Origin of the sequence: Pseudomonas sp. FEMGT703P (assembly GCF_002786345.1) — a bacterium.
Taxonomy (GTDB): domain Bacteria; phylum Pseudomonadota; class Gammaproteobacteria; order Pseudomonadales; family Pseudomonadaceae; genus Aquipseudomonas; species Aquipseudomonas peli.
The window spans coordinates 256,211-278,212 of record NZ_PGCM01000003.1 but is presented as its reverse complement, the minus strand read 5'-3'; the positions used below and the strand labels follow the sequence as shown (position 1 = coordinate 278,212).

At 61.9% G+C, this 22,002-nt stretch carries 21 protein-coding genes; 5 read left to right on the top strand and 16 right to left on the bottom strand.

Annotated elements, in window-relative coordinates; translation table 11 throughout:
* Nucleotides 1–12 precede the first annotated feature (12 nt).
* Both CUR33_RS02195 and CUR33_RS02190 read left to right on the top strand, forming a co-directional pair.
* Nucleotides 13–849: an alpha/beta fold hydrolase gene (locus CUR33_RS02195; protein WP_289238554.1), complete on the top strand. Its 837-nt coding sequence runs from the start codon at nt 13–15 to the stop codon at nt 847–849.
* A gap of 43 nt (nt 850–892) precedes the next feature.
* Nucleotides 893–1,234 carry a DUF2834 domain-containing protein gene (locus CUR33_RS02190; protein ID WP_289238553.1) on the top strand — a complete coding sequence of 114 codons (342 nt, stop codon included), beginning with the start codon at nt 893–895 and terminating at the stop codon, nt 1,232–1,234.
* Nucleotides 1,235–1,272: 38 nt separating this feature from the next.
* On the opposite strand, the gene CUR33_RS02185 is transcribed toward CUR33_RS02190, so the two are convergent.
* The gene (locus tag CUR33_RS02185; RefSeq protein ID WP_167146758.1) at nt 1,273–1,425 is read right to left on the bottom strand and encodes a DUF3096 domain-containing protein; all 153 of its coding nucleotides are present in this window, start codon (nt 1,423–1,425) and stop codon (nt 1,273–1,275) included.
* Between the two features lie 142 nt (nt 1,426–1,567).
* Here CUR33_RS02185 and CUR33_RS02180 point away from each other — a divergent pair, with 142 nt between their 5' ends.
* Nucleotides 1,568–2,062, top strand: a complete 495-nt coding sequence (locus CUR33_RS02180; protein WP_289238552.1) for a DinB family protein — start codon at nt 1,568–1,570, stop codon at nt 2,060–2,062.
* An 11-nt stretch (nt 2,063–2,073) separates the two neighbouring features.
* Here the strand turns inward: CUR33_RS02180 and CUR33_RS02175 are convergent, their stop codons facing one another.
* The 5 genes from CUR33_RS02175 to CUR33_RS02155 form a co-directional block, all read right to left on the bottom strand.
* Entirely contained in the window at nt 2,074–2,508 is a 435-nt protein-coding gene (locus CUR33_RS02175; RefSeq protein WP_090255006.1) for a CBS domain-containing protein, read from the bottom strand.
* 158 nt (nt 2,509–2,666) lie between these two features.
* Nucleotides 2,667–4,100 (bottom strand): two-component system sensor histidine kinase CreC, encoded by a 1,434-nt coding sequence (gene creC, locus CUR33_RS02170; RefSeq protein ID WP_289238551.1) that lies wholly within the window; start codon nt 4,098–4,100, stop codon nt 2,667–2,669.
* Nucleotides 4,100–4,786, bottom strand: a complete 687-nt coding sequence (creB, locus tag CUR33_RS02165) for a two-component system response regulator CreB (protein WP_090255001.1) — start codon at nt 4,784–4,786, stop codon at nt 4,100–4,102. Before creB ends, creC begins: the two co-directional genes overlap by 1 nt.
* A 115-nt stretch (nt 4,787–4,901) precedes the next feature.
* A complete protein-coding gene (locus tag CUR33_RS02160; protein ID WP_289238550.1) occupies nt 4,902–6,932 on the bottom strand; it encodes a methyl-accepting chemotaxis protein in 2,031 nt (676 codons plus the stop codon).
* A gap of 173 nt (nt 6,933–7,105) precedes the next feature.
* Nucleotides 7,106–8,332, bottom strand: coding sequence for an HD-GYP domain-containing protein (locus CUR33_RS02155; protein WP_289238549.1), 1,227 nt, complete (start codon nt 8,330–8,332; stop codon nt 7,106–7,108).
* A 181-nt stretch (nt 8,333–8,513) separates the two neighbouring features.
* On the opposite strand from CUR33_RS02155, the gene CUR33_RS02150 reads away from it, so the two are divergent.
* Nucleotides 8,514–9,419, top strand: coding sequence for an acyltransferase (locus CUR33_RS02150; protein WP_289238548.1), 906 nt, complete (start codon nt 8,514–8,516; stop codon nt 9,417–9,419).
* A 7-nt stretch (nt 9,420–9,426) separates the two neighbouring features.
* Here the strand turns inward: CUR33_RS02150 and torT are convergent, their stop codons facing one another.
* The 8 genes from torT to glyA all read right to left on the bottom strand — a co-directional run bounded on the left by torT (nt 9,427) and on the right by glyA (nt 19,541).
* Entirely contained in the window at nt 9,427–10,458 is a 1,032-nt protein-coding gene (torT, locus tag CUR33_RS02145; protein ID WP_289238547.1) for a TMAO reductase system periplasmic protein TorT, read from the bottom strand.
* Between the two features lie 134 nt (nt 10,459–10,592).
* Nucleotides 10,593–11,792: a formaldehyde dehydrogenase, glutathione-independent gene (fdhA, locus tag CUR33_RS02140; RefSeq protein ID WP_167146726.1), complete on the bottom strand. Its 1,200-nt coding sequence runs from the start codon at nt 11,790–11,792 to the stop codon at nt 10,593–10,595.
* Nucleotides 11,793–11,938: 146 nt separating this feature from the next.
* On the bottom strand, nt 11,939–12,802 hold the full coding sequence (purU, locus tag CUR33_RS02135; protein ID WP_289238546.1) for a formyltetrahydrofolate deformylase: 864 nt from the start codon (nt 12,800–12,802) through the stop codon (nt 11,939–11,941).
* Nucleotides 12,803–12,954: 152 nt separating this feature from the next.
* Nucleotides 12,955–13,587, bottom strand: a complete 633-nt coding sequence (locus CUR33_RS02130) for a sarcosine oxidase subunit gamma (RefSeq protein ID WP_289238545.1) — start codon at nt 13,585–13,587, stop codon at nt 12,955–12,957.
* Nucleotides 13,580–16,600 carry a sarcosine oxidase subunit alpha gene (locus tag CUR33_RS02125; protein WP_289238544.1) on the bottom strand — a complete coding sequence of 1,007 codons (3,021 nt, stop codon included), beginning with the start codon at nt 16,598–16,600 and terminating at the stop codon, nt 13,580–13,582. Before CUR33_RS02125 ends, CUR33_RS02130 begins: the two co-directional genes overlap by 8 nt.
* Nucleotides 16,597–16,923 (bottom strand): sarcosine oxidase subunit delta, encoded by a 327-nt coding sequence (locus tag CUR33_RS02120; RefSeq protein WP_090379269.1) that lies wholly within the window; start codon nt 16,921–16,923, stop codon nt 16,597–16,599. The genes CUR33_RS02125 and CUR33_RS02120 overlap by 4 nt, the downstream gene beginning before the upstream one ends.
* 12 nt (nt 16,924–16,935) lie before the next feature.
* Nucleotides 16,936–18,186, bottom strand: a complete 1,251-nt coding sequence (locus CUR33_RS02115) for a sarcosine oxidase subunit beta family protein (protein ID WP_289238543.1) — start codon at nt 18,184–18,186, stop codon at nt 16,936–16,938.
* 101 nt (nt 18,187–18,287) lie between these two features.
* Nucleotides 18,288–19,541, bottom strand: a complete 1,254-nt coding sequence (gene glyA, locus CUR33_RS02110) for a serine hydroxymethyltransferase (RefSeq protein ID WP_289238542.1) — start codon at nt 19,539–19,541, stop codon at nt 18,288–18,290.
* A 291-nt stretch (nt 19,542–19,832) separates the two neighbouring features.
* Between glyA and CUR33_RS02105 the strand changes: the two genes are divergently transcribed.
* Entirely contained in the window at nt 19,833–20,876 is a 1,044-nt protein-coding gene (locus tag CUR33_RS02105; protein WP_289238541.1) for a threonine aldolase family protein, read from the top strand.
* Between the two features lie 46 nt (nt 20,877–20,922).
* Here CUR33_RS02105 and CUR33_RS02100 read toward each other — a convergent pair whose 3' ends face one another.
* Entirely contained in the window at nt 20,923–21,174 is a 252-nt protein-coding gene (locus CUR33_RS02100) for a hypothetical protein (protein WP_289238540.1), read from the bottom strand.
* A 25-nt stretch (nt 21,175–21,199) separates the two neighbouring features.
* Nucleotides 21,200–21,973: an electron transfer flavoprotein subunit beta gene (gene etfB / locus CUR33_RS02095; protein ID WP_289238539.1), complete on the bottom strand. Its 774-nt coding sequence runs from the start codon at nt 21,971–21,973 to the stop codon at nt 21,200–21,202.
* Nucleotides 21,974–22,002 lie beyond the last annotated feature (29 nt).

Below are 22,002 nucleotides of genomic sequence, written 5' to 3'. Positions count from 1 at the left end.
GGGAGATAGGGCGTGAACCCAACTGCATACGGCTGCCCCGATGGACAGCCACTGTTCTACTTCCATGGCGTGCCGGGCGCAGCGGTTGAGGCGGCGATGCTGCATCAGGCTGCCTTGGCGCACGGCATCAAGCTGCTGGTGGTGGAGCGCAATCTGCCCGGTGAATTCGGCAGCGCGGCTTATCTGCAACAACTGACGCAACAGATCAGCGATAGCACCGCTGGACAACCGATTCGCCTGCTCGGTTTTTCCATCGGTGCCTGCCTGGCGCTGCGTGTCGCCGCACTACTGGGTGAGCAAGTGGCTGAGGTGTACCTACTATCAGCCGCCGCACCTCTGGAAATCCCCAGCAATAGCGTCGGCATGGGCGCGGGCCGTTATACCTTCCTTTGGGCGCAGCATTACCCAAGGCTGTTCCGGGCCTTTGCCGGGTATCAGGCGCTGCTGGCGAAGATCAGCCCGCGCCTGTTGCTGAAACTACTGTTCGCCGGTGCCGGCGGCAAAGACCCGGAACTGTTGCGCCAGGCCGATACCCAGGCCTGGCTGGCAGATATTCAGCGCGCGTGTTTCAAACATGGGACTAGCAGCTATCAGCGTGACGTAAACCTCTACGTCGAACCCTGGGCGGTAAAACTGGATAGCGTCACGGCGGCGGTCAACCTGTGGCATGGCGACGCCGATAACTGGGCGCCAATTGCCATGTCCATTTACCTGCAGGAGCATCTGCGCAATGCCAATGCGGTGATCCGCTGCGCCGAACAAGCGCACTATGGCTGCCTGCTGGAGAACGCTGAAGCCGTGATGGCGATGGTGCAGCGGAACAGTTCAGCAACCCGCGCGTCAGGCTGATAGCGCAAACTCCCTAGATTTATAACAACCCAAGGATGGCACCATGAAAAAGCTCGTACTGCCGCTGATCACCCTGCTGGCCTTCAGCGCCTACACCTTCTACGTGATGCTGCACGCAGAGCAATCACTGCTGCAATTTGGCATTCAGTTGATGTCCAGCCCTGACACCGCCCAGGTGGTGATCGACCTGTATATCCTCGCGGCGCTGGCCTGCATCTGGATGTACCGCGACGGCCGCCAACGGGGCAAGTCACTGGCCTACCTACTGCCATTCTTTGCCCTGACTGCGCTGTTTGTCTCAGTCGGACCGTTGCTGTATCTGGTGCTCAAAGCGCTCAATACAGCGAGCAAAGCGCCGCAGGATAGCGCCTCGACTACAGCTTGACTGGACGGGGCAGCCCGAAGAACCGGGCTGCCAAACGCTTAAAAGTTCAGATTGAAATTGCCAGTGCCGAAGATGCCAACCAGGCCAATCACGATCAGATAAATCGCCACGATGTAGTTCAGCAGGCGCGGCATCACCAGAATCAGAATGCCGGCAATCAGCGAAATCAGTGGAGTAAGGGCAAGGGTCATCGTCGTCACCTGAGGATTATTGAAAGGCCAGTATGCGCGCCACAACCAAAGCGCACAGCACTATCCACCCACTGGGCCGTAACCCATCCAACACCCGGCTAAACCACCCGCGTATCAAAGGCCATTTATGAGCAGTGCTAGCTTGTTAACCTCACTACTCCAGTACAAGGCCTGGGCCAATCAGGAACTCATTGCTGAGTTGCAGCGACTGGATCCACTCACCCAACACAGCGAGCTGCACGCCGCCCTGCGCATCCTCAATCACATCTATGTGGTCGAGCGAATATTTGTCGCCAACCTGCAAGGCATCAACCACAGCTACAGCGCCACCAACACCGCGGAAACGCCCACGCTGGCAGCATTGCAGCAGGTAATGCAGGAGACAGATCGCTGGTATTTGGACTATGTCGCGGGACTCGGCGCCGAACAGTTGGCCGAGCGCCTGAGCTTCACGTTTGTTGATGGCGATACCGGCTGCATGAGCCGCGAGGAGATGCTCGCGCATATCGTCACCCACGGCGGCTACCACCGTGGCGCAGTCGGCCGAATCATGGCGCAGCTGCAGCTGGCGCCGCCGCGGGATATCTACACGCGCTTTCTGCATGATGATCAGCCGCAGCGGCGCGCAGTGAGCTAACGCGGTAAGTGCTATTCGCCGCGAATGTACTGTTCCAGCTGCTGGATCAGGCTGGCCTGTTCGGCGATGGTGTGTTTAACCAGGTCGCCGATCGACAGCAAGCCGATCAGTTCGCCTTCGGCGATTACCGGCAGGTGGCGCAGGTGGCGGTCGGTCATCAGCTGCATGCAGTGCTGAGAGGTGTCGCGCGGCCCGACGGTCAGGACATCTGCGGTCATAATTTCGCTGATCTGGGTGCTGAATGCCGAGCGTTGTAGCAGCTCGATTTTACGTGCGTAGTCACGCTCGCTGACGATGCCGACCAGGCGGCCCTTGTCCAGTACTACCAGCGCACCGATGCCTTTTTCAGCCAGCAATTTGACTGCGTCGAGCACTGTGGTGTCCGGGCTAACGCTGTAGATCGCGGCATGTGGCTTGGCCCTGAGTATCTCGGCTACGGTTTTCATGCAGTGACTCCATTCTGGTCTTGTTGGCAGTAAAGGTCGCGCGTGGGCTGTTGCTATGAGGATAGCCAACCCGACAACAGGGATCAGAGCATCTGCCTGGCGGTTGCGCAACCTTGCTTAGCCACAGACGTCAGCAAGGAGCAGGCCAAGATGTGCCACTAATCACTGGTTGCCGCCGGCAAACGCAGGCGCACTTCTACGCCGCCGCTGACATTGCCAATGTGCAGTTCGCCGCCATGCAGCTGCACCACCTCCTCGACAAAATTCAGCCCCAAACCGGTGCTCTTGCGTCCACTGCCGGGGCGCGGCAGGGAATAGAAGCGTTCACTCAAACGCGCCAAGGCATAGTCCGGTATCGGCTCACCCTGGTTGAACAGGCGCAGTTCAATCTGCTCGCCGACGCGCTCGGCCGTAAATCGCAACTGACCCTGCGGCGGAGTGAAATCCAGGGCATTGTCGAGCAGGTTGACCAGCGCCTGGCGCAGTAGAAAACGTTCACCACGGAGTGCAAGGCTGGCTTCAATCCTATTCTCGACCTGCACAGCAGCGGCTTCTATTCGCGCCATCTGCGCCTGTAAAAGCGACGTGACCAGTGCTTGCAGCGGCACCGCGACCTGTTCCTCCAGGCCCTGGCGCTGTTCGACCTGGGCCAGGTGCAGCAGGCGCTCGATCAACTGCTGCATGCGCGCGCTTTCCTGCTCGATATTGGCCACGAAACGCTGCCGCTGTGCCACCGGCATTTCGCCGTCGAGCAGTTCCGCCGCGCCACGAATCGCTGCCAGGGGGCTTTTCAGCTCGTGGGTCAGGGTGTGCACGTAGCGTTCGACATAGGCTTTGCCTTCCAGCTCGGTGCGCATGCGCTCGATGGCCTCAGCCAACTGCGCCAGCTCACCGCCGCGTACGCTGGGCAGTTCGGCACGTTGACCGGCGCTAACCGCCTGGGCGTAGTGGGTCAGTTTGCGCAGTGCGGCGCTGAGCCACCAGGACAGCAGCGCGCCGATCAGCAGACCGAGCACGATCAAACCGCCGCCGAGCCAGGCCAGACGCTGCTCGGAGCGTTCGATATAGGGCTGCAGGGTGCGATTGGGCTTGGCCACCGAGACCACGCCGATAATCTGCGCGCCGTCCATGATCGGTGCAGCGACATACATCACCGAGGAGTCGGGATCGTTCGGGTCTTCCTTGGTCGAGCGCGCGCCATACTCGCCGCGCAGGGTGCGCAGCACATCGTTCCAGCGCGAGTAATCCTGGCCCACCGCCGCGCCTGTGGAGTCGAGTAAGACAATGCCATCGGCGTCGGTGACATAGATGCGGTGGTTGACCTGGGTTTTCTCCACGCCCCAGATTTGCGCCTGCGGTTGACGCTGACCATAGGCTTGCAACAAGGCGGGCAGGCGGCTTTGTTGCAGGCGGCCAGCCTTGACCTCATCACGCAAAATCTCGGCCAACAGGTTGGCGGTATCGACCAGGGTTTCTTCGGTGCTTTGCCTTACGCCGGGGCGGATTTCGTCCATCACCGTGCTCAGCACAAACCAGCCCGCCAGCCCGACAAACAGGAAGTACACCAAAAAGATGCGTATCCCCAACGGCATCAGGCGTGCCTCGGCGAGTAGCTGTAACCCAGGCCGCGATGAGTCTGGATCGGCTCCGCCTCAGCGGCCACCAGGCGCAACTTGGCGCGCAGGCTTTTGATATGGCTGTCGATGGTGCGCTCGTAGCCGACATCGGCGGCCACGCCCAGGCCGTCGAGCAACTGCTCGCGGGAGAACACCCGCTCGGGTTGCGCCAGCAGGCTTTGCAGCAAACGGAATTCGTGGCGGGTCAGGCTCAGTAGCTGGCCGTGATAGTGGATCTGCACCCGCTCGATATCCAGCTGGAACGGAGCGCAGGCCGGGCTGGTGGCAGGTGCTTCACGCGGCGCTATGCGTTTGAGAATGGCCTTGACCCGCGCGGCGACTTCCCGGGGGCTAAAGGGTTTGACCACGTAATCGTCGGCACCGATTTCCAGGCCCACCACGCGGTCGATTTCCTCGCTGCGGGCCGTAAGGAAGATCACCGGCACCTCGGAGAAGCGCCGCAGCCGTTTGCAGGCCTCGAAACCGCTGATATCCGGCAGGCCGACATCGAGAATCAGCAAGTCCGCCGGACTGCGCTGCTGTTCGGCCAGGGCCTGCTCGGCCAGGCTCAGCCAGGTGGTGGTGAAGCCTTCGCTTTGCAGGGCGAAGATCAAGGTGTCGGCGATCGCGGCTTCGTCTTCGACAATCAGAATATGCGGCATGGGCGTCCTGCTCGTGGCAACTCGGCGGGGAGCCTGCGGCAGGCAGCCGATAGCGTCAAGATCGGACGAAACCGGCGGACAAACTGTGCGTTGTCCGCCCTACGCCGACCTGGCCTTAATCCAGCTTGAAGCGCGCAGTATTCTGCGCCAACGCCTGACTCCCCTGACGCAGTTGTTCGGCGGCGTTGCTGACAGCTTGCGCACCTTCAAGCAAGGCGCTGGCGGCATGATCGACCTGCTGGATATTGCCGCTGACTTCATCGGCCGTTGCCGCCTGCTGCTCGGCGGCAGTGGCGATCTGCGCCAGACGGTCAGTGACAAGTTGCACCGATTCGACGATGGCATTCAGGTCCTCGCCCATGGCCAGCACGCTACCGACATCGCCTTCGGCCTGGCGCACGGCGTCTTCCATCTGGGTGACCGACTGGCCGACCACCCGGTGCAAGTTGGCCACCGTGTCGGCGATTTCCGCGGTGGAGTTCTGCGTGCGCTGCGACAGGCTACGCACCTCATCGGCGACCACGGCAAAGCCGCGGCCCTGATCGCCAGCGCGCGCCGCTTCGATGGCCGCATTGAGCGCGAGCAGGTTGGTCTGCTCAGCGATGCCCTTGATCACATCCACAACCCGAGTGATTTGCGCCGTCTGCTCTCGCAGCTGTTGCAACGTAGTGGCACTGTCGCCGAGGCGGCTGCTTAGCTGGCGCATGCTCTGACTGGTGCGCGTGCTGCGCTGGTTGCTCTGATTAGCGATCTCGCGGGTCTGGTTGGCTTCTACCGCCGCCTGCTCGCAGCTTTGCGCAACGCTTTGCGCGGTGGCAGCCATTTCAGTGGCGGCCGCCGCAATCTGGCTCATCTGTGCCTGCTGCTGCTCCACTGACACCAGGGCATTACGCGCCTCGCCGTTGAGCAGTTGCACAGTGCCGCCCAATTGCTGGCTCTGTTGATTGACCCCCAGCATGGAATCGCGCAACTGGCCAACGGCGGTATTCAGGGCCTGGGCGATATTCGCCAGGTCATCCTCGCCATGCACTTGCATGCGCACACGCAGATCACCATCGCGCAAGCCTTCAGCGGCCTGAATGATCCCAGCAGTGCTGCGCCGGATCGACGCGTTAAGGCAGAACAACACATACAGCGCCAGCAATGTCAGAACGCTGAACACACCAATGGCTTGAGCCATGGCGCTCAGCGCCTTGCTCCGATAATCACCCAAACTGGCAACAAACTGCTGATACAACGCCGCTTGCAGCTTCAGCAGTTGGCCCTGAAGAGCATCCGCGCGCTGCACAAATTGATCCGGGGTCAAGGCCATCGGGCTGGCTTCAAACATGTCGCGATCGATGCCCGCGAGGAAGGCTTCATAGCCCTTCAGTGCCTCATCATAAGGCCCCTGCAGCTGGCGCATGGCATGCGGCGCCTCAAGGGTGAGCGTGGCCTGTGCCTTCAGCAGCTGACTGCGTGATTCATCCAGGCTGCGGCGTAGGTCGCGGATCAGTACGCGGCTCTGTAACGTGAAGTGCTGCGACACCACCGCGCCATAACCTTGACTGGTGAAGCTGCCAAGCTGCTCGAGCAGGCGCGGCAAGGTGTAGGTCAGCTGCTCCATCATCAGGTACGTGTCGAGCTGCGGGTCAAGGATCAACCCACTGTCGGTGGCCACCTGCTCGCGCAAGGCCAGCAGGCTCAGCAGGTTCTTTTGGTAACGTTCAAGCGCATCGGGCAGGGCCAGTTTACCCAGCACATCGATACTCAGTTCGGCCTGGCCGGTTGTAAGGCTCTGCAAATGTTGACGGGACTGATCACTCAGCAGCTCTGACTGAAGCGGCTGTTCCAAGGCTTGCAAGGCGGGCTCAAGGCCGCTGGCATGCTCACGCAGCAGCGCTTCGGCGGCTTTCTCTGTGCCCTTCCAGCGCGACAGCAACGTGCGCTGCTCAATCAACGCCTGCTGCACGCCAGCCATGCCCTGCAGTGCATTGATGCCCTCTACCTCATTGGCAATGGAGGTGAGCCGCTCCTGGTAATTACTGCTGATCACCCACAAGGCAAAAACCAGTGGCATCGCGAACAAGACAAACACCAGCTGAAACTTGCGCGCGAAGCTGAAACGCTCCAGCAGCCGCACACCTGGTTTGAGTACTCCAGTCATACACACCTCAACCTGTTGAGCACGCCAACTACAGGGGCGCGCCAAAGCGAAACTTCAAGCAAGAAGTACGCCCAAGCCGCGAGCCTGCGGACAGTCATAGGTAATGAGCATAGTTGAGTGACCGGGCCACGACCCGTTATCCGCTCGACACGCGAGCCATGGCACCCAAGGCACTACCTGGAAATGCCGCTCCAGAGTTCCTCGACATTGCGAAAGCCCCACTCCTCAGCAGACTCCCGGCCAACAATCTTGTCGCGACCGACCAGCTTGCTGAGGTCGAGGGTTTCCTGCGGGATTGGGGTTTTCGAGCGGGCCGAAAAGAACACCTTCACCCGCGGTGCAAGCAAGGATTTGGCTTGCTGCTCCAGCACCACGCCAATACGCCCGCTTTCCAGCCGCACCAGCGAACCCACGGGGTAAATACCCACGGTTTTGACAAAGGCCTGGAACACTACAGGGTCAAAATGGCCTTTCCATTCGGCCATCTTGCGGATGGATTCGGCTGGGTCCCAGCCACGCTTGTAGGGGCGATCAGACGTGATGGCGTCATACACATCGCACACCGCGCCCATGCGCGCATACAAGCTGATTTGCTCACCGGCCAGGCGGTGCGGATAACCGCTGCCATCGACTTTTTCGTGGTGGTGCAAGCACACATCCAGCACCAGCGCGCTGACCTGCTTGCTGGCAATCAGCATGCGCGAACCGGCTTCAGGATGATCGCGCACGGTGGCGAATTCATTGTCAGTGAGCTTACCGGGTTTGTTCAGCACCTCATTGGGGATCGCCATCTTGCCGATGTCATGCAGCAGCCCAGCCAACCCAGCCTCACGCACCTGGGCCTCGTTGAGCCCCAGGTTGCGAGCCAAAGCAATCATCAGCGCGCAGACCGCCACCGAATGCATGTAGGTGTATTCGTCGGCGTTTTTCAGCCGCGCCAGGCTAATCAGCGCATTGGGATGACGCATGATCGAATCGGAAATTTCCTCAACCAACTCCCCGGCCTGTTCAAACTGCAAGGCCTGGCCCATGCGCGCATCGCTAAACATGCTGACCACTGCAGCCTTGGAGCGCTCGCAGAGCCTGGCCGCGCGCTGCAACTCATCCTCCATCGACACCGCCAGATTGACTGGTGGGGTCTGTACCGCAGCCAAGAGTGCGGCCTCGGCTTCGGCGGCAACCTCTTCAGGGCTGACACTGACGGTGCCAACCTCGACATCCAATCCCTTGCTGACATCAATCCACAGCTCACCGATGCTGCTGGCCTTGATCCGCTGCAGGTCTTTTTCAGAATTGAGAAGGAACTTGGATTTCCAGAAGGGGTGGTCCATCCATGCGCCACAGAACTCGTGGATATACATACCGACTCGCACGTCGGTCACAGCGATGCACTTCAACATGGATGGCACTCGAACAGAAAAATAATCCGGTTATTGTCAGACAAGAATAGATGAACAATAGCCGGCATTATGCGGACTTGGAACAGCTAATGGCCATAGGACATCGGTCGCAGATCAGTGGCTTGGAAGCCTTGACACGACTGCTTATCATTGCCGCTCAAGCGCACCCTAAGGAGCTGCCATGCGCCGTTTGTTGACCGGTCTGAGCGTCATTTTTCTGCTGCTGTTAAACACGCTGATTCTGATCGGCCCGCTGCTGCTGATCGCCCTCGGCAAATTCGTCCTGCCGGGCAAAGCGCTTAAGACTGCAAGCTCACGCGGGGTGATGTGGGTAGCGGAAACCTGGGCGGAAATCAATAAGCTGATCTTTGCCGCCCTACTGCCCGTGCGCTGGGATATTCGCGGCAGCGCTGACCTGCGCCCAAGCACCTCCTACCTGGTTATCAGCAACCATCAGTCGTGGGTGGATATTCCAGCGCTGGTGCAGGCCTTCAACCGCAAGACCCCGTACTTCAAGTTCTTCCTCAAGCAGGAACTGATTTGGGTACCCTTCCTCGGCCTGGCGTTCTGGGCATTGGACTACCCCTTTATGAAGCGCTATTCCAAAGCGTTTCTCGCCAAGCACCCGCATATGCGGGGTAAGGACCTGGAAATCACTAAGCAGGCCTGCGAAAAATTCAAGGACCTGCCGGTGACCGTGGTCAACTACCTCGAAGGCACTCGTTTCACCCCGGCCAAGCTGGCGCAACAGGGTTCGCCCTTCCAGTACTTGCTCAAGCCCAAAGCCGGCGGTGTGGCTTTTGTGCTGGCGGCGCTGGGTGAGCAGCTTGATACGGTGCTGGACGTGACCCTGGTCTACCCCGGTGCGCGCATTCCCGGTTTCTGGGCGCTGATCAGCGGGCAGGTGGACAAGGTGATTGTCGACATCCAGACCCGCGAGCTGGACCCGGCGCTGTGGCAGGGCGACTACGAAAATGATCCGAACTTCCGCCAGTTTGTGCAGAACTGGGTGAACACACTCTGGGAAGACAAGGATGCGCGAATAGCGCAGATTCGCGCTGAGCTGAGCACGCCAACACACGGCTAGCGTCGGCCTACTGCGGCAGGTCGCGGCGAATCATCCAATGTTCCGGCGGTGGCATCAGGCGGCTGATGTCGAACTGCGGCAGGCTGGCCTGATCGAGCATCTGGATCATCGGGCTGACCTGCCGGGCATGCGGCTGATCTTCCAGCACCCGGACCGCCAGATCGACAGCAATCCGCGCCTGTATCACCGGTGAATCCGTGGGCGCAGCAACAATAAAGCCGTCGCGAATCTGCTCGATAATCCGTTCGGTGGTGTAGGTCGCCAGTACCTGTGCCCGGTAGTTTTGCCCGGAGGTCTGCACCAGCTGGGCGGCAAACCCGGCAGCTTCGGCGTTACCCAGCAGGTAATCGAGGTGCGGATGCGTTTTCAGCAGCCCGCGCACCAGCTGCGCCTGGCTGGCGCGATCGACAGGGGCATAGCCGCCATGCTCCACGCGCATGCGACCTGCCTGCTCGGCCTCGCGCAGCGACCGCTCAAGATCCTCGACCCAACCCGCGCCCTGCGGCCCGGGTAACCAGCCAAGGCTGAACGACCCAGCAGGACGATGCTGCTCGATGTAACCCAGCGCAGCCTTGAGCATGTCGGCAAAGTCCACGCTCGAATTGGCACTCAACCCCGGGCAATCGCTGCCGTTCACCAGATCAATCACCGGTTTACCCTGCTCGACCAGCGTGGCGATAGCCCCGCAGAGGGCCTGGGCGTTTATCGCGGCGATGATGTAGGCATCGGCGTTTTGTTGCCGGCATTGTTCCAGCTGCTGGGCCTGCACCTGCGGATTTTCATAGCCACCGGCTTCATAGATGCCAAGGCGAACGCCCTGTCGGGTGGCCTCTTCATCCAAACCCCAGGCCACACCCCACCAATAGCGATCCTTGCCATGGGGCAACAGCGCACAGATGCGCCAGTGCTTGGCCGCTTGCGCCAAGGGTTGGTAGGGCTGTACCTGGCCATCCGCCTGCACGGGCACAGGGAACCAGTCAGCAGCCGAGGCCAGGCCTGTCGTGCACAACAAAAAGAGGGTTAAAACGATTACCCGCATGAACTCCGGCCCTGGAAAGTGCGCACTGAGCAGCCGTGCCGTGCACTTACTGTAGCCAATTTTACGGGTCTAACGAGGGCGCAATACTGCGCAGAAGGCGGGCACTTGAGTACCCGCCGAGGTGCAGCTATTGATCAAGCGGCGCTGAACAGCTTGTGCGGGTCGATGACGAATTTCTTCGGTACACCGGCATCGAATTCGCCGTAACCGCGCGGCGCGTCGTCCAGGCTGATCACCTGCACGCCGACCACTTCGGCAATGTTGATGCGGTCCCACATGATCGCCTGCATCAGCTGGCGGTTGTACTTCATCACCGGGGTCTGGCCGGTGTGGAAGCTGTGGGATTTGGCCCAGCCGAGGCCGAAGCGGATGCTTAAGGACCCGATCTTCGCCGCTGCATCCACCGCACCCGGATCTTCGGTGACATACAGGCCGGGAATGCCGATCTTGCCGGCGACCCGTACCACGCCCATCAGCGAGTTGAGCACCGTGGCCGGCGCTTCGTGCTGCACGCCTGCGTGACCATGGCCACGAGCCTCGAAGCCCACCGCATCCACCGCACAATCGACTTCCGGTTCGCCCAGTAACGCAGCGATCTGTTCGTGCAGCGGAGTGTCTTTGGACAGGTCAGCAATCTCGAAACCCACCGCCTTGGCATGGGCCAAACGCACCGGATTAACGTCACCGACAATCACCACTGCCGCGCCCAGCAAGCGTGCCGAGGCAGCCGCAGCCAGACCGACCGGGCCGGCACCGGCGATATATACAGTACTGCCAGGGCCAACACCGGCCGTTACCGCGCCGTGGTAGCCGGTGGGCAGGATGTCGGACAGGCAGGTCAGGTCGCGGATCTTCTCCATGGCCTTGTCGCGGTCCGGCAGTTTCAGCAGGTTGAAATCGGCGTACGGCACCATGGCGTATTCGGCCTGGCCGCCGGTCCAGTCGCCCATGTCGACATAACCGTAGGCACCGCCGGCACGCGCTGGGTTGACCGACAGGCAGACGCCAGTGTGCTGCTCTTTGCAGCTGCGGCAGCGGCCGCAGGCCACGTTGAACGGCACCGAGACCAGATCACCAATTTTCAGGTTCTCCACGTCGCGGCCCTTCTCGATCACCTCACCGGTGATCTCGTGGCCCAGCACCAGGCCGGTTTGCGCCGTGGTACGACCGCGCACCATGTGCTGGTCGGAGCCACAGATATTGGTGGAGACCACGCGCAGGATAACTGCGTGCTCGATCTTGCGACCGCGCGGGTCCTGCATTTTCGGATAGTCGATTTTCTGCACTTCGACCTTGCCAGCGCCGAGATAGACGACGCCACGATTACCAGACATACGTATTTCTCCTTTCTTGTTGTGAATACAAAGGCGCGGCCAACGGTCGCGCGGCCTTGTACTGGAGCGTTTGAGTCAGTTGCCGGGTGGGCCGAGGGTTTGGCAGTCGGTGATCCACCCGTAGCGGGAATTTCCAGCGCTGTGGCTTAGGCGTGCAGCACCACCGTGCGGCCGTCATTGAGGAAGACGCGGCGTTCCAGGTGATAGCCGATGGCCTTGGCCAGGGTCTGGCACTCGATGTCACGGCCCTTGGCGATCAGGTCTTCGGGGTAGTGGGCATGGTCCACCGGCTCTACGCCCTGGGTAATGATCGGCCCTTCGTCGAGGTCGTTGTTGATGTAATGGGCAGTGGCGCCGACCAGCTTGACGCCCTTCTCGTAAGCCTGGTGATAGGGCTTGGCACCCTTGAAACCGGGCAGCAGCGAGTGGTGGATATTGATCGCCCAGCCATCCAGCTTGCGGCACAGCTCGGGCGACAGCACCTGCATATAGCGGGCGAGCACCACCAGCTCGGCACCCGTGTCCTCGATCACCTGCAGCACCTTGCGCTCCTGCGCCGGCTTGTCTTTCGGATCGAGCGGGAAGTGGTAGTAGGGGATGTCGTGCCAACGTGCCAGCGGTTCCAGATCCGGGTGGTTGGACACCACGGCCACCACGTCCATGGCCAGATGGCCGATACGCTGGCGATAGAGCAGGTCGTTCAGACAATGGTCGGCCTTGCTGACCATCAGCACCACCTTGGCGCGGTAGCCCGGCGGGGTCAGTTCGACCTGCATGCCAAAGGCGCTCAAGCGCTCGTGCAAACCGGCACGAAAGGTCTGCTCGTCAAAGTCATCCGGCTGACGGAATTCCACCCGGATAAAGAAGCGCGCCGACAGGCGATCATCGAATGAATGGTGCTCGGTGACGTAGCAGCGCTGCTCGAACAGAAAGCGCGTCACCGCATCCACCGTGCCGAGCACGCTCGGGCAGTGGGCGGTGAGAATCCAGGTATCGGGGGTGCGGCTCATAACAAACTCCAGAACAAACTCCGCTGCTTTGCACCCCTCCCTCCATTTATGGGAGAGGGGCCGGGGGAGAGGGCCGCCGGTACACCGCGATCAGCCCTTCCCCTCTCCCCAACCCTCTCCCCATAGGGGAGAGGGAGCCGTTCGTATCAGCCTCAGGCTTTGATTGCCAAGCCATATTCGGCACTGGCGTCCTGCAGCCACAGCCAGAAGTAATCGGAGAAGCTGCGGCGGATCAGCAGTTCCCAGGTGTCTTCGGCGGTGTGACGAATCACCAGTTGCGACTTGGCAAAGTGCGTACCCACCGCCTTGCCGACCGGGAAGTTGCTCGGATGCACGTCATAGCTGGTGGACTTCATCAGCACTTCGCGCACCTTCGGCCCAGTCAACTCCAGCAGGGTCTGCCCGCCGCTGACGTTTACTATCGAGATGTGCTGGCCATCCAGCGCTTCGCGCAGTTTTTGCTCGACCGCGAACTCGCTGCCGCTCGGCACAATCAACAGCCATTCATCGGGGGCCAGCCATTGCAGCGAGGTGTCGCCGGCCGCCACCAGGGTCAGTGCCACGGGCAGTTCCAGGCCCAGGGCCTTGTGTACGCCGCCGGCAAACGCCGGGTCTTTGCCATCGCCACGCAGGGTCAGGTGCCCGAGCAGCTTCTTCTCGCGCACCGTCAGCCCGGCGCTGGCCGAGCCTTTACCCGCCAGCTGTTCAAGGCCGGCGTGGAACAGAGGCGATTCGGCATGAGCGGCAGCCGGGCGTTGCTGATAAACGTTGATCAAATTAGACATTCTGGCGATCCCCTTTCGGGTCATAGAACACGGAGCTGACGATTTCGGCTTCGATCAGGCTGCCATCGGCCAGCGGTGCAAACACCCGCTCGCCGGTGCGTTTGAGGCCGCCCTTGACCACACCCATGGCGAAGGAATAACCCAACGCCGCGCTCATGTAGCTGGAGGTGACGTGGCCGACCATCTGCATCGGGATGGACTGTTTCGGGTCGAACACCAGTTGCGCGCCTTCCGGCAGCACCTTGTTGGGGTCGACGGGTTTGAGCCCGACCAGCTGCTTGCGGTCTTCGCGCAGGCTGTCTTCGCGGTTCATGCCGCGCCAGCCGATCCACGAGAACGGCTTGGTGCGGCCTACGCACCAGCCCATGTTGAGGTCATCTGGGGTGACCGAACCGTCGGTGTCCTGACCGACGATGATGAAGCCCTTCTCGGCCCGCAGTACGTGCATGGTCTCGGTGCCGTAAGGCGTCAGGCCATGCTTCTTGCCGGCCTCGATGATCTTTTCCCACACGCCCAGAGCGTAATCGGCCTGCACGTTGACTTCATAGCTCAGCTCACCGGTGAAGGAGATGCGGAACACCCGCGCCGGCACACCGCCGACCTGGCCTTCCTTCCACGTCATAAACGGGAAGCCTTCCTTGTCCAGGTCAATGTCAGTGACCTCGGCCAGCAGCTTGCGGCTGTTGGGGCCGGACAGGGTCATGGTCGCCCAGTGGTCGGTAACCGAGGTGAAGTACACCTTCAGCTCCGGCCACTCGGTCTGGTGGTAAATCTCCAGCCATTCCATCACCCGCGCAGCACCGCCGGTGGTGGTGGTCATCAGGAAGTGATTGTCGGCCAGGCAGGCGGTCACACCGTCATCGAAGACCATGCCGTCTTCCTTACACATCAGGCCGTAGCGCGCCTTGCCCACATCTAGCTTGGTCCAGGCGTTGGTGTACACGCGGTTGAGAAACTCGCGGGCATCCGGGCCTTGAATATCGATCTTGCCCAGCGTCGAGGCATCCAGAATGCCGACCGCGTTGCGCACGGCCAGGCACTCGCGGGCCACGGCGGCGTGCAGGTCTTCACCGGCTTTGGGGAAGTACCACGGGCGCTTCCACTGACCCACGTCCTCGAACTCGGCACCGTTTTGCAGGTGCCAGCTTTGCATCGCGGTGTAACGTTTGGGCTCGAACAACGCGCCACAGTGACGGCCGGCCACCGCACCGAAGGTCACCGGCGTGTAGTTCGGGCGGAACATAGTGGTGCCCATCTGCGGGATGCTGATGCCCAGCGAACGGGCGGCAATCGCCAGGCCGTTGATATTGCCCAGCTTGCCCTGATCGGTGCCGAAGCCCAGCGCGGTGTAGCGCTTGACGTGCTCGACCGACTCGAAGCCCTCGCGGGTGGCCAGCTCGATACCGGCTGCGGTGACGTCGTTCTGCAGGTCGACAAACTGCTTGGGGGCACGCGCCGTCGGCTTGTCGTGCGGCACCTGGAACAGCGCCAGGGAAGGTTCTTCCAGACGGACAGCGACCTGCGGCAGGCTGGCGGAAACCGCCTTGAAGCCGGCTTCGGCAGCCGCCGATACACCCGCCTCGAAACCATCGGCCAGGGCATCACCCAGGCCGAACACACCATTTACCGCACCGGCACACAGGCGCTTCTGGAAGCCGCCCTCGCCTGGCACAAAGGCCAGAATATCTTCACGCCAGGTCGGCCGGCCGCCCAGATGCGAAGCCAAGTGCACCACCGGGCTGTAGCCGCCGGAGCTGACGATCAAATCGCAGTCGAGCACTTCACCCGGGCTGCTGACTTTATGGCTCTGCACATCGATGGCGCAGATGCGCGCAGCGGTAACCCGCTTGCTGCCAGCGGCTTCCACCACGGCGCTGCCGGTGAGAATACGCACACCACGGCTACGAGCCTCTTCCACCCAGCTGCCGCGTGGGTTGCTGCGGGCATCGGCCACCGCCACCACCTGCAGACCGGCGTCGAGCCAGTCGAGCACCACGCGGTAGGCGTAATCGTTGTTGGTCGACAGCACCAGCTGCTTGCCCGGTGCCACGCCATAACGGCGCACGTAGGTGGACACCGCATCGGCGAGCATATTGCCCGGCACGTCGTTGTTGGCGTACACCAGCGGCCGCTCGTGGGCACCGGTGGCCAGCACCACACGCATGGCACGCACGCGGTGCATGCGCTGGCGCACCATACCGAGTGGCGCGATTTCACCAAGGTGATCGGTCAGGCGCTGGTGAATGGTGAGGAAGTTATGGTCGTGGTAACCGTTGACCGTGGAACGCGGCAGCAGGGTCACTTCAGGCATGCCAGACAATTCAGCAATCACCTGCGCGGCCCAGTCGGCGGCCGGTTTGCCGTCGAGGGTTTCGCGGGTGCTGAGCAGACTGCCGCCGAACTCTTCCTGCTCATCGGCGAGAATCACCCGTGCACCGCTGCGCGCAGCCGCCAAGGCTGCGGCCAGGCCCGCCGGGCCGGCACCGACTACCAGCACGTCGCAGTGCTGGTTCATGTAGTCGTAGCTATCCGGGTCCACGGCAGTCGGCGCGCGGCCAAGACCGGCGGCCTTACGGATGTATTTCTCGTAAGTCAGCCAGAGGTTCTGCGGGTACATAAAGGTTTTGTAGTAGAACCCCGGCGGCATCATCTTGCCGCCGACCTTGCCGAGAATGCCCATCAGGTCGGTGTTCACACTCGGCCAGCCGTTGGTGCTGCTGGCGACCAGACCGGCATACAGCGCCTGCTGGGTGGCGCGCACGTTGGGGATCTGCGCCGCTTCGGTGCTGCCAATCTGCAGCACGGCGTTCGGCTCTTCGGCGCCAGCAGCAACGATGCCGCGCGGCCGCGAGTACTTGAAGCTGCGCCCGACGATATCCACGCCATTGGCCAGCAAGGCGGCGGCCAGGGTGTCACCGGCAAAGCCCTGGTAGCTCTGCCCGTTGAAGCTGAATGTCAGAGGCTGGCTGCGATCAACGCGGCCGCCGCTGGCAAGACGATTGACCTGGCTCATGCCGTTACTCCTTGGTCGATGGCCTTTTTCTCAGCAGTGCCAGCAGCGGTAACGCTGGGCTTCTCGCCGATCTTGTAGGTTTCGAGAATTTCGTAGGTCACCGTGTGACGGGTGGCGTTGAAGTACTTGCGGCAACCAGCCGAATGCACCCACAGCTCGTGGTGGATGCCGCGCGGGTTATCGCGGAAGAACAGGTATTCACCCCACTCGGCATCGGTGCAGGCGGCTGGGTCCAGCGGGCGCGGAATGTGCGCCTGGCCCTTGGCGTGGAATTCCTCTTCGGAGCGCAGTTCGCCGCAGTGAGGGCAGAAGATATGCAACATGGGGAAGCCCTCTTAGTGAGCCACGGCAGCAGCGCCGTGCTCGTCGATCAATGCGCCGGTGTGGAAACGGTCCATGGAGAACGGCTTGGCCAGCGGGTGCATTTCGCCCTTGGCCAGGCTGGCCGCGAACACGTGACCCGAACCCGGCGTGGCCTTGAAGCCGCCGGTGCCCCACCCGCAGTTGAAGAACAGATTGGGCACCGGGGTCTTGGAAATGATCGGGCAGGCGTCCGGCGAGGTGTCGACGATGCCGCCCCACTGACGGTTCATGCGTACCCGCGAGAGCACCGGGAACATCTCAACGATGGCCTGCAGGGTGTGTTCGATGGTGCCGTAAGAGCCGCGCTGACCGTAGCCGTTGTAGCCGTCGATACCGGCACCGATGACCAAGTCGCCTTTGTCGGACTGACTGATGTAACCGTGCACGGCGTTGGACATGATCACGCTGTCGATGACCGGTTTGATCGGCTCGGATACCAGCGCCTGCAGCGGATGGGATTCCAGCGGCAAACGGAAGCCAGCCAGGCCAGCCATGTGCCCGGAGTTACCGGCGGTAACCACGCCCACGCGCTTGCCGCCGATAAAGCCTTTGTTGGTTTCCACGCCGATGCACACGCCGTTTTCCTTACGGAAACCGATCACTTCGGTCTGCTGCAACAAATCCACACCCAAGGCGTCGGCGGCGCGGGCATAGCCCCAGGCCACGGCATCGTGACGGGCCACACCACCGCGACGCTGTACGGTAGAGCCGAGCACTGGGTAGCGGGTGTTCTTGCTGCAATCTAGGTACGGAATCTCTGCGGCCACCTGCTTGGCGTCCAGCAGTTCGCCGTCCACGCCGTTGAGGCGGTTGGCGCTGACACGGCGCTCGGAGTCGCGCATGTCCTGCAGGGTGTGGCACAGGTTGTAGACGCCGCGCTGGCTGAACATGACGTTGTAGTTGAGGTCCTGGGACAGGCCTTCCCACAGTTTCATCGCGTGTTCGTAGAGGTGCGCCGACTCATCCCACAGGTAGTTGGAACGCACAATGGTGGTGTTGCGCGCGGTGTTGCCGCCGCCCAACCAGCCCTTCTCGATCACCGCGACGTTCTTGATGCCGAACTCTTTGGCCAGGTAATAGGCCGTGGCCAAACCGTGACCGCCACCGCCGACGATGATCACGTCGTACACCGGCTTGGGCGTTGGGTTACGCCACATGCGCTGCCAGTTTTCGTGGTGGCTGAACGCGTGCTTGAACAGGCCGAAGCCGGAATAACGTTGCATCAGTGGGTACTCCTGATACGAAAACTTAACCGTAGGAGCGGGCCATGCCCGCGAACCCCGTGGAATCGCGGGCATGGCCCGCTCCTACAGGGTCATTGCGTTCAGCGATAAACCGGGTAATCGGCGCACAAACCTGCCGCCAGAGTCGCCACCTGTGCCTCAACATCGGCATCGCCGAGGTGGTCGAGGATGTTGCAGATCCAACCGGCCAGCTCGATGCTCTGTGCTTCCTTGAAACCGCGCGTGGTAATCGCCGGGGTGCCGATACGCAGGCCCGAGGTGACGAACGGCGACTGCGGGTCATTCGGCACGGCGTTCTTATTGACGGTGATGCCGGCACGGCCCAGGGCGGCATCGGCGTCTTTGCCGGTCAGGCCCTGACGGATCAGGCTGACCAGGAACAGGTGGTTGTCGGTACCGCCGGAAACCACGTCGTAGCCGCGCTGGATAAACACCTTGGCCATGGCCTGGGCATTTTTGATCACCTGCGCTTGGTATTCCTTGAAGCCTGGTTCCATGGCTTCCTTGAAGCACACCGCCTTGGCAGCAATCACGTGCATCAGCGGGCCGCCCTGAGCGCCGGGGAAGACCGCCGCGTTAAGCTTCTTCTCGATATCAGGATTGGCCTTGGCCAGGATCAGTCCGCCACGCGGACCGCGCAGAGTCTTGTGGGTGGTGGTAGTGACCACATCGGCAAAGGGAATCGGGTTGGGGTACAGGCCTGCGGCGACCAGGCCCGCGACGTGGGCCATGTCGACAAACAGCAGCGCCCCGACCTTGTCGGCGATGGCGCGGAAACGCGGGAAATCCAGGGTTTTCGAATAGGCCGAGAAACCGGCGACGATCATCTTCGGCTGGCATTCAACGGCCAGGCGCTCGACTTCGTCGTAATCGATCAGTCCAGTGGCAGTGTCGATGCCGTACTGCACGGCGTTGTACAGCTTGCCCGAGGACGACACCTTGGCGCCGTGGGTCAGGTGACCACCGTGGGCCAGGCTCATGCCGAGGATGGTATCGCCGGCATTGATCAGTGCGAGGTACACCGCGCTGTTGGCGGACGAACCGGAATGCGGCTGCACGTTGGCGTAATCGGCGCCGAACAGTTTCTTGGCACGGTCGATGGCCAGCTGCTCGACCACGTCTACATGCTCGCAACCGCCGTAGTAACGCTTGCCCGGATAGCCTTCGGCGTACTTGTTGGTCAGGCCGCTGCCCTGCGCTTCCATAACCCGCTGGCTGGTGTAGTTTTCCGAGGCGATCAGCTCGATATGGTGCTCCTGACGGCGCTCCTCGGCGTTTATGGCGCTGAGCAATTCATCGTCGTAGCCTTGAATCTGGTCGTTCTTGCTGAACATCACTGATCTCCTGCGGCACCGGGGTGTGGCGCATCTGTGTCGGAAGCGGGCTGAGCCCTTGTGAGCCGATGGTATGACTGGCCCTGATCGGTCAGATGCCTAGGCACGCCACGGGGGATTGCGTTTGCGACATGCACGCGTCGCAATTGCGCAGGCCTTATAGGCGACAGCGCGCTGCGGCTTCGCCTGTATGGCAGAGGATGTCGCCCCCGTATCTGCACGCAGGCGTGACCGCGGATACAGTAGAAGCATCCCAAACGGCTTAGCGTTAGCGCCCACAAGGAAGCTCCCATGCCCGATCTCTCGCAACAATTCGCCAGCGACAACTACTCCGGCATCTGTCCGGAAGCCTGGGCGGCCATGGCCGAAGCCAATCAGGGCCACCAGCGCGCCTATGGCGACGACGAATGGACCGCACGCGCCGCCGACCACTTCCGCCGCCTGTTTGAAACCGACTGCGAAGTGTTCTTCGCCTTCAACGGCACCGCCGCCAACTCACTGGCCCTGGCGTCGCTGTGCCAGAGCTACCACAGCGTGATCTGCTCGGAGACCGCCCACGTCGAAACCGACGAATGCGGCGCGCCGGAGTTCTTCTCCAACGGCTCCAAGCTGCTGCTGGCCAAGACCGAAAACGGCAAACTGACGCCCGAGGCGATCCGCGAGATCGCCCTCAAACGCCAGGACATCCATTACCCCAAGCCACGCGTGGTGACCCTGACTCAGGCCACGGAAGTCGGTACCGTTTACAACCCCGACGAAGTGCGGGCGATCAGCACGGTGTGCCGCGAACTGGGCCTGCATCTGCACATGGACGGCGCGCGCTTCTCCAATGCCTGCGCCTTTCTCGGCTGCAGCCCGGCCGACCTGACCTGGAAGGCCGGCGTCGATGTGCTGTGTTTTGGCGGCACCAAAAACGGCATGGCCGTGGGTGAGGCCATCCTGTTCTTCAATAAAGATTTGGCCGAAGACTTCGACTACCGCTGCAAGCAGGCCGGTCAGCTGGCCTCGAAGATGCGCTACCTGTCCGCACCCTGGGTCGGCATCCTGCAGAACGATGCCTGGCTGAAATACGCCCAGCACGCCAACCGCTGCGCGCAGCTGCTCGCCGAGTTGGTCAGCGATATTCCGGGGGTCAGCCTGATGTTCCCGGTGCAGGCCAACGGCGTGTTTTTGCAGATGTCGGAACCGGCGCTGGAAATCCTGCGGGGCCAGGGCTGGCGCTTCTACACCTTTATCGGGGCTGGCGGCGCACGCTTTATGTGCTCCTGGGACACCGACGAAGCGCGAGTGCGCCAGCTGGCAGGGGATATTCGCCAGGCGATGACGGCCAGCTAAGCAAGACGCTCAGGATGCGGGCTGACGCCTGCATCAGCCCCAATCATCAGGAAGGACGGGGAACCAGCGCTGGCAGCAATGTGCGCGAGATCGCCTCGCGCACATTCGGCAACAGCGTCGCGCTGCCACCGAGCAACTCCTCCACCAGACGCCGCAGGGCCAGCGCGCGCTCCGGGCTCAGGCCGCTGACGGCATGTTCGCACGCCTGCTCGGCAGTGACCCCAGACGGAATCGACAACCCTAGCGCCACCAGACGTTCGCGTAGGTCCTCCTGATCGATCAGGTCGGCGTGCATCATGGTCAATTCCTCCAATGGTGGCGTGCTAGCGCAGCACGCCTTCTTCCAATAGCAACTTGAAGATAGCCTCCGCGCCCGCTTGCGGCGAGACATCCTTGAGCACCTGTCCTCCTCCGCCCGACGCTTTGGCGGTGGCGGCTTTCATGCGTTCCGCGCCGGTCTTGGCCTTGATCACCTTAAGGCGTTTGGGCCGGGGTTTCGCCGGTTGCAATTGCGCGTTGGCAAACAGCGGGTCGTCGACCAGCTCCACCTCCTCGGCAGTCAACAGACCACGGCGAGCCGGACCGAAAGCGCTCTGCCGCGCGGTGGGTGCGGCGTTATCGACACTGGCGACAAACGGCAGACGCACCTGCAGGCGCCGGCGCTGGCCGCGCGGCAGGGCTTGCAGCACCTGCGCCAGACCATTGCTGACCTGCTCCACCGCCGCCAGCCCGACCACCAGCGGCCAGCCAAGCTGTTCCGCCAACAGATAAGGCAGCATGCCCGAGCCTTCACCGGTTTCCGCCTGACTGCCGGTCAACACCAGCTGCGCGCTGGAGTCGGCCAGGTACTCGGCCAGCACCGGCAGCGCATCGCTGTGCGCCGGTTGTTCGAGAATCTTGATCTGCTCAAGGCCCATGCCCAGATAGGCGCGCAGTGCTTCCTGCTGCGGGTCTCCGGCATGCAGCACCTGCAAACGCTCACCGGCCAGACGCAAACCCAGCTCGACCGCGCGGGCATCCTGCTCGGCGCGACGTGGGCGCCCGGAGGTGGGGTGAGCGCCTACGGAAACCAGCGTAACTACCTGCAAATCAGTCATGGAGCAGCTCCATAGGGTGGAAGACGCTG